Genomic DNA, 15,956 nt, shown 5'->3' on the forward strand with positions numbered 1-15,956 from the left:
GACTCCCCTAAACTTTCGCTTCTAATGTGGTACCCACTGTAACGCCGCACGCCCCAAAGGATTTCCTCTTTTTGGCCCCCATTGGCCTATAAACGCCCCAAACCGCCCATACTCGCAGCTCACATGGGTGTACGCCGGTAGCGAACAGGGCCTTTTTGCCCTAGAATCTTCTTCATTCTCCCTGTCGCCTCGTAGATACAAAGGAATAAAACAGCCGTGCCGCACCTTCCCGAATTCTTTGCCTCCCAGCACAACCTGCACGAAAAGGCAGTGCTGGATGAGGGCCCTAATTCCACCCTTTTTGCCGTGGAGGATGGCTCCACGCACGAGGAATTTACGGTGGAGATCTTCGCGGCGAAGGCAAAGGGCATCGTCAAGGCCTCTACCGCCCTGCACGGCCTGCACCACCCCGCGCTCGCCGCCCTGGTGGGCTCCGGCACGACGGCGGATGGCCAGGAATTCTTAGTCCGCAAGGCCTGCTCGGGTACCGCTTTACCCGCGCTTGCCGATGCCCCCGCCAAACCCCACGCCCAAGAAATCCTCACCCCCGTGGCAGGCGCTGTGGATTTCCTGATTAGCCGCAACCGCGCGGATTTCGCCGTCCACGGGCTCAATGCCGATCGCGTGTTTGTGGATGAGGATAATAAGGTCGCCGTCCTCGCCGCCGCGGGTCCAGGTGGTGCAAGCACGGCGGAGGAATCCGCCGAGAACGATGGGGAGAAATCGGCGGAGGAAACCGCCGAGAAAGCTGCGAAGAGCGTGACCGGCGCCGATGCCGTCCGCGCCTTCCAAAAACTCGTCGCCGCCACGTGCCCTTCCTTCACGCCGGAGGAGGATTATTCGAGCGCTAAAGAGGTCGTGGCGGCGCTGCGCCCCGAGCGCGATCTCGATACCTCTCAATTCCCATCGGTACAGGCCGAGGAACCCGAGCCCCAGCCGCAGCAACACTTCCCGCCGCAACCGCAGCAGCAGTTCCCGCCGCAGAACCAGGCGGGACCGCAGTATCAACAGCAATACCAGCAGCAATACCAACAGCAGCCGATGCCACCGATGAATGCGGCCCCGCCAAAGAAGAAGGGCAAGGGCGGGCTCATCGCGCTCATTTCCGTTCTGGCCGTCATCGCGGTGGCCGCCGCGGGAGCGTTGTGGTTCTTCCTGTCCTACCCCAGCTGGGATGCCAAGGAAAAGAACCTAGCGGATGCTTATCCGAGCCTGATTGGCTCGCGCAGCGGCCAAGACGGCGCGCTCGGCGCGGAGTGTTCCTCCCGCACCCCAGAGGACGGGCAAGAAGCGAAGATCACCTGCTCGGGGGATGGCTTCAGCTACACTGCCGCCTACTACCCCAGCGTGGAAGAACGCGATGCGGTCCTCCCGGATGCCGATCCGGTAGAGCTATCTAATGATAAGTGCACCATCCAAAGCTACGAGGCCTCAACAGATCCGCAGACCTACGTTATGGCTGTGGAAGGCACCCAGTCCATCTTCATGGTGTGGGGCGACGATGCCGAATCCGCGCGGCTCAAGCTGCCGCTGTGTGCGCAGTAGGTGCCGCAAGGAAACCGGCAGCAGGCTAGCCGGGAACGCCCGCGCGGAGGCCAATCCTTCGGCGCGTCGGGCGCCGTGCAACGTCACGGCGCTAGTCGGCGGCGGGCACGCGCTTGAGCAGGGGCGCTAGCACGAGCACGAAAAGCGAGAGCACGCCGGCGAAAAGGAAGGCCCAGTGCGCGCCTTGGGCGGTGGCGGCGGCCTCGCTCATGCCCTCGGCTTGGCCGGATTTGGTGCCGCTGGTCAAAAAGGCTACGAGGAAGGCGGTACCCGCCGCGCCGGCGAGCTGCTGCAGCGTATTTAGAATGGCGGAGCCGTGCGAATAGAGGTCATCGGGAAGCGAGGACAGCGAGACCGTCATCAGCGGGGTCATCATGAGCGCAATACCCACGGCGAACAGGATATGTATGCCGATGACCATCCACACCTCGCTGTTTTCTGTCAGCAGGGTCATCAACCAGATGCCGGTAGAAAACATGATGGCGCCGGGAATCAGGAGGGGCCGCGGGCCAAAGGCATCATAAATCCGCCCCACAATCGGGGAAATCCCGCCCTGCAGGAGGCCGCCGGGCATGACTACGAGGCCGGTGACCAGCGAGGATACCGCCAGCGAGGTCTGCAGATAAATGGGCAGGATATTCACCGTGCCCAGTAGCAGGGCGAACATGAGCAGCATGGCGATGACCGCGAGGGTGAAATTACGGACCTTGAACGGGCGCAGATCCAAAAGCGCGCGATTTACCTTGGCCAGCCGGAGTTGGCGCACGGTAAAGGTGATGAGGGCGAGGATGCCGAGGAGGAGCAGGAGGGCATCGGCAAGCGAGCCGCCCTCCACCATCTTTTCGATGGACGATAGGCCATATATAAGCCCGCCGAAGGCGAGGGCGGATAGGAATACCGACGGGATATCGAGCGGGGTATCCCTGCGCTCACCCACGTTGACTAGGCGGAAGTAGCCGGCGATGCTAATGGCGGCGATGAGCGGGACCATGGTCCAGAAGATGACGTGCCAGGTCGCCATACTCAAAATAAACCCGCCGACGGTAGGGCCCAGGGCCGGCGCCACGGAGATGACCACGGTGATAATGCCCATGACGGTGCCGCGGCGTTGCGGTGGAACCAGCGTCATGGCCACGGTCATAAGGGTGGGAATCATCAGCGCGGTACCGGCGGCCTGCAGCACGCGGCCGGCAAGGAGCAGCCCAAAGGCCGGGGCGAGGGCCGCCAACACCGTGCCCGTGAGGAAAACGCCGGTAGAGGCGCCAAAAATCTGCCGGGTGGTGAATTTATCCATCAGGAACCCGGTGGTGGGAATGACCACACCCATGGTGAGCAAGAAGCCGGTCAGCAGCCACTGCGCGGAAGTCGCCGGGATGGAGAAATCCGCCATGATGGTGGGCAGCGCCACCGAAAGCGCGGTTTCGTTCAAAATCATCACCATCGCGGAGAGCACCAAGATGGTGAGGTTGGCTATGACCTCTGCGGAGATTTTCGGGGCGGGATTCTGAGACACCAAATCAGGATACTGAGTTGGCTCAACCTGCAAAACTTGGGGCGTATGATTTAGATGTCTTTTCCTGCACCCTCGATTCACGTTAGGCAATCCCACAGTGCATTTCCTCAATGATTCCTGCCCGCCCTACGAGCTGACCTACTCGGATGTTTTCATGGTGCCGAACCACTCGGATGTTGGCTCGCGGCAGGCGGTCGACCTCACCGCAGCCGATGGCACGGGCAATACCATCCCGCTCATCGTGGCGAATATGACCGCGGTGGCCGGCCGCCGCATGGCAGAGACCATCGCCCGGCGCGGCGGCATGGCCATCCTGCCCCAAGACCTCAGCCTGCAGGCCGCGGCGGAAACGATCGCCTCGGTGAAAGCCGCCGACCTGGTCTATGACACCCCGATTACCATCAAGCCGCACCACACGGTGGGCTATGCCAGCAACCTTTTGCACAAGCGCGCCCACGGCGCGGCCATCGTGGTCGACGGTGCGCTGCCCGTGGGCATCATTACGCCAAAGGATCTGCGCGGGCAGGATAATTTCACCGCCGTGGGCGAGCTCATGACCACGGATTTGGTGACCCTGCCGGTAGGCATCGACCCGCAGGAGGCCTTTACCCGCCTGCGCACAACCTCGCGCAAGCTCGCCCCAGTGGTCAATCCGGATGGCACGCTGGCGGGCATTTTGACGCGCAAGGGTGCGCTGCGGGCGACGATGTATAAGCCGGGCATCGACAAGCAGGGGCGCCTGCACATCGGTGCCGCGGTGGGCATTAATGGCGACGTTGAGGGCAGGGCGCGGGCGCTTGCCGATGCCGGCGCTGACGTCCTCGTCATCGATACCGCCCACGGCCATCAAGACAGTATGCTGGAGGCGCTGCGCAAGGTTAAGGCCCTGGATTTGGGCCTGCCGATTGCCGCTGGCAATGTGGTCACGGCCGCCGGCGTGCGCGAGCTGGCCGCGGCGGGCGCGGATATTATTAAGGTCGGAGTGGGCCCCGGCGCGATGTGCACCACCCGCATGCAAACCGGCGTGGGACGGCCGCAATTTTCCGCCGTGCTGGAGTGCGCCGCCGCGGCCCGCGAAGTCGGCGCGCACGTGTGGGCCGATGGCGGCGTGCGCGATCCCCGGGACGTGGCCCTGGCGCTGGCTGCGGGCGCGTCCAATGTGATGATTGGCTCCTGGTTCGCCGGCACCTTTGAATCACCCGGTGACCTGCACAAAGACGCCGATGGATCGTTCTACAAGGAATCGTTCGGCATGGCCTCGCGCCGGGCTGTGCGCGGCCGCAATTCCGCTACCGAGGCCTTTGAGCGCGCCCGCCGGGAGATGTTTGAGGAAGGCATCTCCACCTCCCGCATCTACCTCGATCCGGAGCACGGCGGCGTGGAGTACTTGGTAGACCGCATCATCTCCGGCGTGCGCTCATCCTGCACCTACGCCGGGGCCGATTCGCTGGCAAGCTTCCACGAGCGGGCCACCGTGGGCGTGCAATCGGCCGCCGGCTTTGCCGAGGGCCAGCCGCGGGCCACCAACCGCTAGGGTGTTTCAGGCGCGTGCTACTTTTGCAAGTATGTTGACTCGCTATGACCAGGCGGCCTCGCGCGCGGCCGCGCAGGTTATGGGGCAGTATTCCACCAGTTTTACCCTGGCCACGCGCCTGTTGCGCGGGCGGGTGCGCGAAGACATCCGCCACCTTTATGCCGTGGTGCGTATCGCGGACGAGCTTGTCGATGGCACCGCGCACCAAGCCCGCATCGATGCCGCCGCCGCGCTCGATGCCTACGAGGCCGCTATCTTGGCGGCACCGGAGAAAAGGCTGCACACCGATCCCGTCGTGCACTCTTATGCCATTACCGCCAGGCGCTGCGGCTTCCAGCGCGAGCACCTCGTGGCCTTTTTCGATTCCATGCGCGCGGACCTTAACCAGCGGGAGTATTCCGCTTCCGAGCTCGCCGAGTATATCTACGGCTCCGCCGAGGTCATCGGCTTATTGTGCGTGCAGGTCTTCCTAGCGGAAGAGACCGTCTCTGCCGCCGACCGCGCCGCGATGGACCGCGGTGCGCGCCACTTGGGCTCCGCGTTTCAAAAGATTAACTTCCTGCGGGATCTGGGCGAGGACTCCTCGGTCCTCGGCCGGGCCTATTTCCCGCAGGCTGCTGGTGGCGTGCTTTCCGAGGCCGCCAAATCCGCCCTCATCGCCGAAATCCGCCGCGAGCTCGCCGCCGCCGAAGAAGCCATTAACCTCTTGCCGCTTTCCGCCCGCGTTGGCGTGCGCGCGGCCGCCGATATCTTTGCCGAGCTCACCAACCGGCTCGCTGCTACCCCCGCCGCGGAGTTAAACACCACCCGCATATCCGTGCCGAATCGCACCAAGGCGTGGCTGGCCGCCCGCACCGCGCGTAGATGGGCTCACGCGTAGATGAAGGACCCCGAAGAAGACTGCAGACTAAGGAGAATATGATGCGCGCCGTTGTCATCGGGGCCGGCATCGCCGGCCTGGCTACCGCTGCCCTACTGGGCAAAGAGGGCTACGAGGTCACCGTCGTAGATTCCCTAGACGAGGTCGGCGGGCGCGCGGGCAGCTATACGGAGGCCGGGTTCCGCTGGGATACCGGACCGTCCTGGTACCTCATGCCGGATGCCTTCGACCACTTCTTTTCCCTCTGCGGCACCTCCACAGAGGAGGAGCTCGACTTGGTGGATCTCTCGCCGGATTACCGCGTCTATACCGGCAGCCCCACCGCATCCACTCCTGGCAGCGCCTCGCGACCTACCCCCGTGGATATTCACTCCGGAACCGATAGCGTGGCCCAACTCTTCGAGTCGATAGAACCAGGCGCCGGCAAGCAGGTGCGCACCTATTTGGCAGATGCCAGCGACGCCTACCAGGTAGCGCTCGATCACTTTTTGTACACCACTTTTTCGGCGCCGCTGAACCTGGTGCATAGTGATATTCGGCATCGGCTAGCGCGAATCGCGGCGCTTTTAACCAGCAGCCTGCAGCGCTATGTCAATGAGAAATTTTCGGATACGCGCCTGCGCCAGATTCTGAGCTACCCAGCGGTTTTTCTCTCCTCTGAACCTGCCGCAACCCCCGCGCTATATTCACTGCTCAGCCATACCGATTTGGTGGAAGGCGTGCGCTACCCGCGCGGTGGATTCGCTGCCGTAGTCGAGGCCATCTACCGCCAAGCCCAAAAATTTGGCACCACGTTCCGCTTGGGCGAAGAGGTCACCGCCATAACCACCGCCGGCGGTTCCTCCGCCCGCGCCACCGGTGTCCGCACAACAAACGGGCACATCGAAGCCGATATTGTGGTCTCGGCTGCGGACCTGCACCATACCGAAACCCGCCTCTTACCGCCGAAGCTGCGCACCTATCCGGAGCGCTACTGGGCCCGCCGCAATCCAGGGCTCGGCACCGTGGTGGTGCTCGCCGGTGTGCAGGGAAAACTCCCGCAGTTAGCTCACCACACCTTTTTGTTCAGCCAGGACTGGGACCCGGATTTCCGGGCCGTGTTTTCTGGACCAGAACCTATGCGCCCGCTCGGGGCCTCGCGGTCTATCTATATATCCAAAACCTCAGCCACCGACGCCGATGTGGCACCCGAGGACCACGAAAACCTCTTCTTCCTCATTCCCGTGCCGGCTGCAGAAGACCTTGGCCACGGCGATGCCTACCATCCCGAGGCGTCCCCACGCGTTAAGGCGATCGCTCAAGCAGCCATCGACCAGCTATCGGCCACCGCCGGGATTCCAGACCTGCACGAGCGAATTACCATCACCCGCACCCTTGGCCCCGCCGATTTTGCCGAGCGCTATCACTCCTGGTCAGGCGGGGCTTTGGGGCCAGCGCATACGCTTTTTCAATCCGCATTCTTCCGCGGGCGCAATGCCTCGCGCAAGGTGACCGGCCTTTACTACGCTGGTGCGACCACCGTGCCAGGCGTCGGCGTGCCGATGTGCCTGATTTCTGCAGAGAACATCATCAAGCGCCTGCGCGATGACCGCTCCGCGGGCCCGCTTCCTACCGATGGTGCCTGAGGCCGCTCGCCGGCTCGTTTTCCACTTGCCGCCCACTGCTCGCAGCGCGGCCTCCGATGCGCAACGTCTCCCGTTCGGCTTCGATTGTGCAGCCTTCGATGCACAACCTCTTTTGTGCAACCTCGGATGCGCATCCTCCTATGCAATAGGTCCTCGGTGCTAACTGAGCAAACTCGGCCCTGAAATGTAGCATTTTTCACTCAGATATCACCGAGGAGGTTGCACTTTTGTGAAGTCGATAGAAGTACGTAGATGTAGGCGGAAGTAGGTAGAGGTAGACAAAGAAAAAGGCTGCAGCCAAAGGGAGGCTGCAGCCGGTGTCGGGGCGCTAACGTGTGCCCGCGTGGGCGGGCACCGAGTGGGCGCCGGGTATGACTACTTCTGTTCTGGCTTTACCAGCGGGAAGAGCACGGTCTCGCGGATGCCGAGGCCGGTCAGGGCCATGAGCAGGCGGTCCATGCCCATACCGGTACCGGCCGTGGGCGGCATGCCCTGTTCCATTGCGGCGAGGAAGTCCTCGTCCAAGACCATGGCTTCCTCATCGCCGCCGGCGGCAAGGCGGGCCTGATCCTCGAAGCGCTCGCGCTGGACGACGGGATCGACAAGCTCCGAATAGCCGGTGGCTAGCTCGAAGCCGCGCACGTAGAGGTCCCACTTTTCGGTCACGCCGGGCTCGGAACGGTGCTGGCGGGTTAGCGGGGAGGTCTCCACCGGGAAGTTCTTCACAAAGATGGGGCCTTCCAGTTGGTCCTCGCACAGGACCTCCCAGATTTCCTCCACCAGCTTGCCGTGGCCCCAGCCTTCCCCCTTCGGCACGTCGAGGCCGATGACCTTGGCAATTCCCTTCAGGGTCTCCACGTCGGTATCGATGGTGACCTCCGGCTGACCGGGGAACTTGCGCTGCAAGGCCTCGTTCAGGGAAGGATACATCTCGATTTCGGGCCATTGCTCGCCGCCGAAGTCGAAATCGGTGCCGTCGGCAAGCGTGACGGTGGTGGAACCAAAGACCTCGCGAGCCACGGACTGGATGGACTCGCGGGTCATGCGGGCGCAATCATTGTAATCGCCCCAGGCGGCGTAGGTCTCCAGCATGGCGAACTCCGGCGAGTGGGAGCGGTCCACGCCCTCATTGCGGAAGTTGCGGTTGATTTCAAAGACGCGGTCGATGCCACCGACGACGGCGCGTTTCAAGTACAGCTCCGGGGCAATGCGCAGGTAGAGGTCAATATCGAGCGCATTGGAGTGGGTGATAAACGGGCGAGCGGCCGCACCACCGTGCAGGGTCTGCAGCATCGGGGTTTCGATCTCTACAAAGTCCTGGCTTTCCAGGTAATTGCGCAGCGCGCGCATGACCTTCACGCGCACCATGGCGTTCTTGCGGGCCTCTTCGCGGATAATGAGGTCGTTATAGCGCTGGCGCACGCGGGTATCTTCAGCCATATCCGCGAAGGACACCGGCAGCGGGCGCAGGGACTTGGCCGCCATGGTCCATTCCTCAGCCATGATGGACAGCTCGCCGCGGCGGGAAGCAACCACGTGGCCGCTAACGGAGATGAAGTCGCCCAAGTCCACGTCGGACTTCCAGGCATCGAGGCGCTCCTTGCCCACCTTGGCCTGCGAAAGCATAGCCTGCATCTGGGTGCCATCGCCGTCCTGCAAGGTGGCAAAGCACAGCTTACCGGTATTGCGCATGAAGATAAGGCGGCCAGCGATGGCGTGGGTGAACTCGGTTTCCTCGCCGGGCTCCAGGTAGGTCACGCCCTCTTCATTGCCCGGCTCTTCGCCCTCGGCCACTACGCGGAAATCATGGCGCAGTTCCTTAAGCGCGATGGTGCGCTCGACGGATACCGGGTAGGCCTCCACGCCGGATTCGAGCAGGCGGTCGCGCTTTTCGCGGCGGATGCGCAGCTGCTCAGGGACATCGTTTACTTCAGTATTCTTCTGCTCGCTCACGTTAGCCAAGGGTAGTCGATCCCGCCCGCTACCCGCGATTTGGCCCAGCCATGTCTGCCAAAGCAACGAAAGAGCGCACAGACAGCAAGTACACACCATGATGAAGTGTCCCAGGTTTTGTTCCGTTTGAGTAGATGGGAAAATCTGGAACATGCTAAGAAAAATTTTGATCAGGATTTAAAGGACCGTGTGGTTCGTCTTGTAGAGGACCGCATCGTGGCGGAAAACATGTCAATGCGCCCCGCATGCCAGGCAGTAGCTCCAAAGTTGGGGGTTTCATGGCACACAGCTCGTCAATGGACTTAAGCCTGCTCGCCGTGCAGGAAGAACCCCAGAACCTGTTCCTGAAGACGTGGCTGCCGAAAATGCCAGGCTACGCCGCGAAAATCACCAGCTTCGAGATACCAACGAGTTGCTGAAGGCCGCGTCAGCTTTTTCGCCTCACGACCAGGCCCCAAGCCTCGATTATGATCCGGTTCATCGATAAATACCGGAATTGTTTCTCTGTCGAGTTCATCTGCAAGACGTTGAAAAATAACCGGGCTGGCGGGTTTATCACCTCGCGTGGTTATCGCCAGTCCAAAGCCCGAGGGCTTAAGTGCTCGTCGCCTTCGTGACGGTTGTGCTAATTGAACGCATTAGTGCTATTCATCGGGATAATGACGGTATCTTAGGCGTGCGGACAATGTGGCATGCACTTCACCGTGATGGAATCTGTTGTGACCGGCTATTTGGTAGCAGTGTCGTGACCATCCGGTAGCGCTTGAGTATGAAACCGGTAGCAGTTCACAATGCTCGGGACACTTCATTCCGGGAGATACACCGCTCGGGTGCGGCACGTACCGGAAGGACTCCGGTTACGACGGATTACCGTGCGGTGATAGCGCTGTCAGATGCGAGGTTTTGGTACCGGTGTACTGGGGACTCGGAACTGCTGTGTTCTGGGTAGTTGGTACTGCGGCGGGCCGACGGAGTCGGCTCGGCTGTTTCCTTTATTCGTCCGGTTCTATTGGGGAGGTGGCTTTGCGCATGTCAAAGTCTCCTATGCGGATTCGGTGGCCGCTATTGAGAGAGTGTCTAATGGTTTGTGTGTAGGTTCCCAACCTGCATAAGGAGATAAGCCAGAATGACTAGTGTGGCACGACGAGATCTAAGTTGATAAGGCCAAGATTGATGCGATTGAAAAGAAGCTTCTTGCTAACCCTGAAATCGCGAAACTGATTGATGACCTAGGCACGTCTACAACGGATGCCAACGACCTGGTTCGGGGCATGTTGCAAGTCTCGATCACTAGAGGTTTGAATGCTGAGATGGATGCCCACCTTGGCTATGAGCCCGGCGATAGGGAAGGCAAAGCTGCTGCTGGAACAGACAGTTACCGCAACGGCACCTACCCGAAAACCGTGGATTCTAACTACAGGCCAGTGACCGTTGGTGTGCCGAGAGATCGGGCTGGAACATTCTTGCAGACTATGGTCCCTAAGGAGTTGTCAAAAGATAAGTGTGCGGTTCGAGTCGATCTTATGGCCTAGATCGTTTTCCATTACTACGTGTTCTTTTAAAGAGATTTATCTTCTTCCTTCTGGGGTCCGAAAAGTTCAGGAGCGTGAACGGAAATGGGTATGGGGAAGCGTCGACCGGTAGATGGATCAGTCATCTCTAGGCACTCAACATGGAAGGTTTCGCGTACGAGTTCAGCGGTCATAACTTCCTCGGTGGGCCCTTCGGCCACAATGCGCCCCTCACGCATAGCTACGATTCGATCGGCGTAACGCGCGGCATGGACCATATCGTGGACCACCATGACCACCGTAGTCTCGGCACGGTTAAGATCTCGGATGAGATCCAAGATGGACAATTGGTGCGCGGGGTCGAGGTAAGTAGTTGGCTCATCAAGCAAGGTAATTGGTGTTTCTTGCGCCAACGTCATAGCGAGGAAAACGCGCTGGCGCTGGCCGCCCGAAAGGTCTGCGGCGGGGGTCTCAAGCAGCTCGCTCACCCCAGCACGTCTGGCTGCACGCTCAACCGCTTCATGATCTCCGGCCCGCATCGTTGCTAGCGCCCCCGTATAGGGATAGCGGCCGTAGCCGATGACATCGCGCACTACTACACCTTCCGGGGCCACGGGGTGTTGTGGCAGGAAAGAAACTTCCCGGGCAAAAGCGCGCGAGGAATACTCGCTGATATCTTTTCCTAAGAGGTAGGCTGCACCTGAGCTGGGTGTAAGTTGGCGGCCCAAGGTCTTGAGAAGCGTCGACTTACCGCAGCCATTTGGACCGATAAGGGCAGTTACTTGACCGCTGGCTAAGTGGAGATTTACATTCTTGACCACATCTGGACCACCGTAGCCCACGGTTAATGCGCTACACGTCAGTGTCATGTCTAGCCTCCGTTTCGCACTCGGGTGAGCCGAGTCAATAAGAAAATGAAGTAAGGTGCGCCAATCAACGCGATGAGCGCACCGACGGGAATTTCCGTGGGCGCAAAGGCCCACCGGCCTACCGAATCGCATGCGGTGACAAGGACCGCGCCGCCGAGCGCCGCCACGGGTATTTGCCGGCGCAGGTTCGTACCGACCACCAAACGGGCAGCATGTGGAACGATAAGCCCGGCGAACCCCAAGACCCCAGCCGCAGCGACCCCTGCGGCGCCGAGGATGACGGCCAAGGCGATGGCTATGAGGCGCCACATCCTAGTCCTGACGCCGATACCGGCCATGGTGGAATCATCTAGCGCCAGCATATCCAGGTGTTTTGCCACCACCATCGCAACGGTTAGGGCGAGAAGGATGAAGGGAGCGACAATGGTGGCATCGCCAAGCGAGCGGGCGTAAAGCGAACCTTTCAGCCATGTCATTGCCGCGCCTGCTTCTGGGGCGGCGCGCACCAGCAGCAGTTCGGTGATTGCACCCAGCCCAAAAGATACCGCTACCCCGGTAAGCGGCAGGCGTACCGGGTCACTCGCCCCACGTCCAGCGAGGAGGAGAACCAGCGCGGTTCCTGCCAGCGCACCGATAAAGACAATAAAAGTCAACAGGTGGGCCGGCAGGGCGCCTGCTCCCATGAGTACCGCAACGGCCGCGAGTCCACCGCCGGAGGTAATACCCACCGTATCTGGTGCGGCCAAGGGGTTCCGCAGCGCGGATTGCAATAGGCAGCCGGAAACGGCCATGGCAACGCCTGCGCATATACCCACCAAGATCCGCGGGGCGCGGTACTTCCAGATGAGCGGCTCTCCGGTAAAGAAAGCGGTGACCACCTCAGCCGGCGGCTTCATCACTGCACCGACGCCCATGCCGATAACCGCGCTACACACCAACGCCAGGGTGAGTCCTACTAGCACCACAATAAATCTCTTATGCCGCATGCTTGCTCCTCCCCAGCGTATGGACGGACCACAGCACCAGTGGCATGCCAGCCAAAGAAGTCACGATGCCCACTGGGGTCTCGGCCGGCGCCCAGATTGCTTGGCCAATCGAATCGGCCACTAGGAGCACCGCCGCTCCAACAATTCCAGCCACGCACAACCCCACGCGGTGATGCGGACCACAAACCCGCCACGCAACTGCTGCAGCCATCAACCCCAAGAACCCAATCGGCCCGGTTGCGGCCACCGCCGGAGCAATGAGCACTACCGCCGCCACAATGGCAGCCAATCGAATTCGCTCCGGCTTCGCTCCTACAGCACCGGCCACGGCATCGCCAGCTACGAGTAAGTCCAATCTTTTCGCACTGACTAAGGTCAAGGGCACCACGACCAGCACGGAAACCAGCGCGGGGACAATTTCGCCCAGACGCACCCCTGCAAGCCGCCCAGAAAGCCATGACATCACCGTAGCCAGTTGAGCCTCATCGATTACCAGGAAAATGGAGGTCAAAGCGCTACACAGCGTGGAAACGGCAACGCCAACAAGCACCATGCGCTGGATCTCACCGCTCTTACCGACGCCCACAGTCACCCCCACAGCAATCCCTGCGCCCAACAGCGCACCGGGCAGCTGATCGACGCTCGAGGTTTCGCTTCCTATAAACATTGCGGTTGCGACTGCACCGAGTGCCGCACCGGAGTTCACACCAGTAATGGACGGATCGGCAAGCGGGTTCGCGGTGGCCGTGCGCAGCAATAGCCCACCCACACCTAACGCGATACCAACCACCGTGGTAGCAAGAAGGCGGTCAAAAGCCACGCTATGTAGCTCTTCTTCCAGCCACGGGGCATCAACTGGCACCTGAACATGGCGAAGCCGCCACCACCACACGAACACGGCGACAGCGGTGGCAAGGACCAAGCAGGAACCGGTTTTAGTTCGTAGTGCCACTACTTTTCAGCTGCAATAATGTCATCGAGCATGTGCTCAGCAGAAAGCGGCCCGCGGGCGCGTGACCAGATATCTTGATCTACTTCTACGATGTCACCGCTTCCTTTGACATAGGGCGTCTTCTTAAACGCATCGACGTCCTTGTACATAAAGACCCGGTCAGCCTTCATACCGGGAAGCTTATCTCCAGTCAGCTCCGCTACATCGGTCTTAGATTCGATGGATGATTTCTCACCTTCAAAGGCGTAGTCATAGCCCACCTCACTCAGCAGGGACTGGGGGAAGGAAGGGTTGACCCAGGTATAGAGCAGCTCGCTGGACCAACCGGCCACAACAGCACGGCTGCCTGGCTTTACCGTGTCCTTCGTCTGAGCGATCTTGTCCTCGATGCGCTGACGGACCTCTTTGGCTTTTTCCTCTTTACCGAGCTTGGCCGCGATCTCATCCATCGAATCCAGCACGTCCGAGTAAGTCTCATCTGAGTAGGATTCGGTATCCGCAATCTCTTCTAGCTGTGGCATGATATTGGCCTGACGGGTAGGGCTAGCCAGGATCAGATCTGGCTCCAAGGACTGGATAACCTCTAAGTTCGGTTGCTTGGCTTGGCCGACTGAGGTGGCCTGCTCCAGCTGACCCTTCAAGGTGGTCGGCGCATCCGACTTACCGATTTCCACGATTCCCACTGGGGTCACATCGAGAGCCTTGAGGATTTCCTCGTAGCGCCAATCGAGCGCCACAACTCGCTCGATCTTCTTATCTCCGTTCTCTTCCGTAGAAGAAGAATCAGAAGAACACGCCACAAGGCCTGCCCCTAGAGCTAAGGCGGATACGAGCGCGAGAACTACACGCCCTTTTGTAAACGATTTTAGCATAGCCTTACTTTATATTAATAAGAGTTTACTGTCTAGTGTCAGATGCGAGTGGGGTTGCCCGCAAATCGTGGGCACGTAGTCAAGCTACCTAGTGGTTAGGCAGCTATTTCTTCTTCGTTTCCGGTTTGGGTGATATGGTTCTCGAAATCGATAGGGCTGACCATCCCGAGGGCGGAGTGCCGGCGTCGACGGTTGTAGACCACTTCAATCCAGTAAGCCACAGCCTGACGCGCAGCATCGTGGGTGGGCCAGCGCTTCCGGTCGTAGAACTCGGTCTTAAGCGTCGACCAGAACGACTCAGCCATCGCATTATCGAAACACACCCCGGTACGCCCCACGGATTGAGCAACGCCCAGATTGCGGCACGCCTCCCAGAGTTGTTCGCTGGTAAATTGTGTTCCCCGGTCGGCGTGAAACACCAGCCCGTCAGGAACATCACCGCGCAATGTATACGCCATCCGCAGGGCCCGTTCGGCCAAACTTGTGTCTTGCACGCTATCCATAGCCCAGCCCAGTAACCTGCGGGAATGGCCGTCGCGGACCGCGCACAAGTACAACCATCCTTCACCGGTGCGCAGGTAGGTAATATCCGACATTGAAGTGTCCCAGGTTTTGTTCCGTTTGAGTAGATGGGAAAATCTGGGACACTTCAGATCGAAGCTGCTAGTAGTTACTACCATTAGAGCGTGATTACTAACGAACTTCGGGAATTAACAGCCAAAGCAGCCGCCCATGCGCAGCGCTTCCAAGACGGAGGAGACCACACCGTAGCCGCAGCTCTCCTGACCAAATCAGGAAAACACGTTCTCGGTTTAAACGCACACCATTTCCTTGGTGGCCCCTGTGGCGAAGTCTCTGCTTTAGCAAACCATGCCGCTAGTTATCCAGGGGATCCCATCCAAGCAGTAGTCGCCATATATGGACCTACCGGACAAGTAATTTCACCCTGTGGTAAATGCCGCCAGGTACTTTTTGATGTCGATCCATCTATCCAGTGTATTGTGCGCGGAAGCAACGGCCTCGTTGCGCCCACTGTGGAAGAACTTCTTCCATTCGCGTTTAACTTGCAAGACTTGGAAAAAGAGCAGCGCATCTACATGTGGGAAGGCTACGAGGATTCCATTCGGAGCGGAGAAAAGCGTCAAACAATCCGAGTAGATGATCCCTTCAATGAAGGAAAAGCCCAAATAGTCTTTGAGAAGGAAACCGGGGAAGTCGTCAGCTTACCCGCACAGGTCACAGCCGTTGTATCTACCCAGCGCGGGCTGCTGTCGGAAAAGCAAGCTAAAAATGACGGGTTCAATTCTCTATCCGAGCTTCACGAAGCTCTAGATACTCACTACCCCGGATTAGCGGATACAGACGAAGTTGACGTTGTAGAATTCGAGCTCCAGTAGACTAGCCAGACCGAAAATCGAATCATTCGCTACCTAACCAAAAAGCCGCTGTTCGGAAATTTTTGAGATATTTCGTCAAGATTTACAAGTGCCGCCACCAAAGGGCTCCCAACTGGAGGAAGCGAGATAACGACTCCTCCATAAGTCCAGTCGATTGAGCCTTCGCCGTTAACCACGGTACTTCGGCACTACTGACTACATGCCGCGCCAGCAGGGTCCTTTAATCCCGCCCGCTACCCGCGATTTGGCCCAGATATGTCCGCCAAGCCACGCCGAGCGCGCAAAGGAACGCATAAGCCCCTCCACCGCGTCCACATAG

General features: G+C 59.8%; 13 protein-coding genes and 2 pseudogenes. 8 read left to right on the forward strand and 7 right to left on the reverse strand.

Annotated features, from left to right (window positions below):
- Positions 1–216 precede the first annotated feature (216 nt).
- Complete coding sequence (locus ACP8IT_RS10170; protein WP_490290029.1) at positions 217–1,545, forward strand: serine/threonine protein kinase; 1,329 nt, start codon at positions 217–219, stop codon at positions 1,543–1,545.
- A gap of 91 nt (positions 1,546–1,636) precedes the next feature.
- Here ACP8IT_RS10170 and ACP8IT_RS10175 read toward each other — a convergent pair whose 3' ends face one another.
- Positions 1,637–3,058: an MDR family MFS transporter gene (locus ACP8IT_RS10175; protein WP_490290030.1), complete on the reverse strand. Its 1,422-nt coding sequence runs from the start codon at positions 3,056–3,058 to the stop codon at positions 1,637–1,639.
- 97 nt (positions 3,059–3,155) lie between these two features.
- Between ACP8IT_RS10175 and ACP8IT_RS10180 the strand changes: the two genes are divergently transcribed.
- Genes ACP8IT_RS10180 through crtI form a run of 3 tightly spaced genes read left to right on the forward strand, consistent with a single transcriptional unit; the run spans position 3,156 to position 7,097 of the window.
- Positions 3,156–4,592: a GuaB1 family IMP dehydrogenase-related protein gene (locus ACP8IT_RS10180; protein ID WP_490290031.1), complete on the forward strand. Its 1,437-nt coding sequence runs from the start codon at positions 3,156–3,158 to the stop codon at positions 4,590–4,592.
- Between the two features lie 31 nt (positions 4,593–4,623).
- Positions 4,624–5,472 carry a phytoene/squalene synthase family protein gene (locus tag ACP8IT_RS10185; RefSeq protein ID WP_490290032.1) on the forward strand — a complete coding sequence of 283 codons (849 nt, stop codon included), beginning with the start codon at positions 4,624–4,626 and terminating at the stop codon, positions 5,470–5,472.
- A gap of 38 nt (positions 5,473–5,510) precedes the next feature.
- Positions 5,511–7,097 carry a phytoene desaturase family protein gene (gene crtI / locus ACP8IT_RS10190; RefSeq protein WP_490290033.1) on the forward strand — a complete coding sequence of 529 codons (1,587 nt, stop codon included), beginning with the start codon at positions 5,511–5,513 and terminating at the stop codon, positions 7,095–7,097.
- A gap of 375 nt (positions 7,098–7,472) precedes the next feature.
- Here the strand turns inward: crtI and lysS are convergent, their stop codons facing one another.
- Positions 7,473–9,050, reverse strand: a complete 1,578-nt coding sequence (gene lysS, locus ACP8IT_RS10195) for a lysine--tRNA ligase (protein WP_490290034.1) — start codon at positions 9,048–9,050, stop codon at positions 7,473–7,475.
- A gap of 105 nt (positions 9,051–9,155) precedes the next feature.
- Between lysS and ACP8IT_RS10200 the strand changes: the two genes are divergently transcribed.
- From ACP8IT_RS10200 to ACP8IT_RS10210, 3 genes and pseudogenes are all read left to right on the forward strand, one after another.
- Positions 9,156–9,356 (forward strand): hypothetical protein, encoded by a 201-nt coding sequence (locus tag ACP8IT_RS10200; protein ID WP_232018276.1) that lies wholly within the window; start codon positions 9,156–9,158, stop codon positions 9,354–9,356.
- A gap of 316 nt (positions 9,357–9,672) precedes the next feature.
- Positions 9,673–9,810 carry an IS3 family transposase gene (locus ACP8IT_RS10205; RefSeq protein ID WP_373369216.1) on the forward strand — a complete coding sequence of 46 codons (138 nt, stop codon included), beginning with the start codon at positions 9,673–9,675 and terminating at the stop codon, positions 9,808–9,810.
- A gap of 366 nt (positions 9,811–10,176) precedes the next feature.
- Positions 10,177–10,534: pseudogene (locus tag ACP8IT_RS10210) on the forward strand (transposase); the annotation flags it as partial.
- A 74-nt stretch (positions 10,535–10,608) separates the two neighbouring features.
- Here ACP8IT_RS10210 and ACP8IT_RS10215 read toward each other — a convergent pair.
- The 5 genes and pseudogenes from ACP8IT_RS10215 to ACP8IT_RS10235 form a co-directional block, all read right to left on the reverse strand.
- Positions 10,609–11,430 carry an ABC transporter ATP-binding protein gene (locus tag ACP8IT_RS10215; protein WP_490290035.1) on the reverse strand — a complete coding sequence of 274 codons (822 nt, stop codon included), beginning with the start codon at positions 11,428–11,430 and terminating at the stop codon, positions 10,609–10,611.
- A gap of 2 nt (positions 11,431–11,432) precedes the next feature.
- The gene (locus ACP8IT_RS10220; RefSeq protein WP_023017976.1) at positions 11,433–12,416 is read right to left on the reverse strand and encodes a FecCD family ABC transporter permease; all 984 of its coding nucleotides are present in this window, start codon (positions 12,414–12,416) and stop codon (positions 11,433–11,435) included.
- Complete coding sequence (locus ACP8IT_RS10225; protein ID WP_023029572.1) at positions 12,406–13,368, reverse strand: FecCD family ABC transporter permease; 963 nt, start codon at positions 13,366–13,368, stop codon at positions 12,406–12,408. The genes ACP8IT_RS10220 and ACP8IT_RS10225 overlap by 11 nt, the downstream gene beginning before the upstream one ends.
- A complete protein-coding gene (locus ACP8IT_RS10230) occupies positions 13,368–14,240 on the reverse strand; it encodes an ABC transporter substrate-binding protein (protein ID WP_126319802.1) in 873 nt (290 codons plus the stop codon). The genes ACP8IT_RS10225 and ACP8IT_RS10230 overlap by 1 nt, the downstream gene beginning before the upstream one ends.
- Before the next feature lie 95 nt (positions 14,241–14,335).
- A pseudogene (locus ACP8IT_RS10235) lies at positions 14,336–14,857 on the reverse strand (IS3 family transposase); the annotation flags it as partial.
- Between the two features lie 69 nt (positions 14,858–14,926).
- Between ACP8IT_RS10235 and ACP8IT_RS10240 the strand changes: the two are divergent.
- Positions 14,927–15,637 carry an ASCH domain-containing protein gene (locus ACP8IT_RS10240; RefSeq protein WP_034657790.1) on the forward strand — a complete coding sequence of 237 codons (711 nt, stop codon included), beginning with the start codon at positions 14,927–14,929 and terminating at the stop codon, positions 15,635–15,637.
- The last annotated feature ends 319 nt before the right edge of the window (positions 15,638–15,956 follow it).

This window comes from Corynebacterium sp. LaCa_23 (assembly GCF_058182375.1).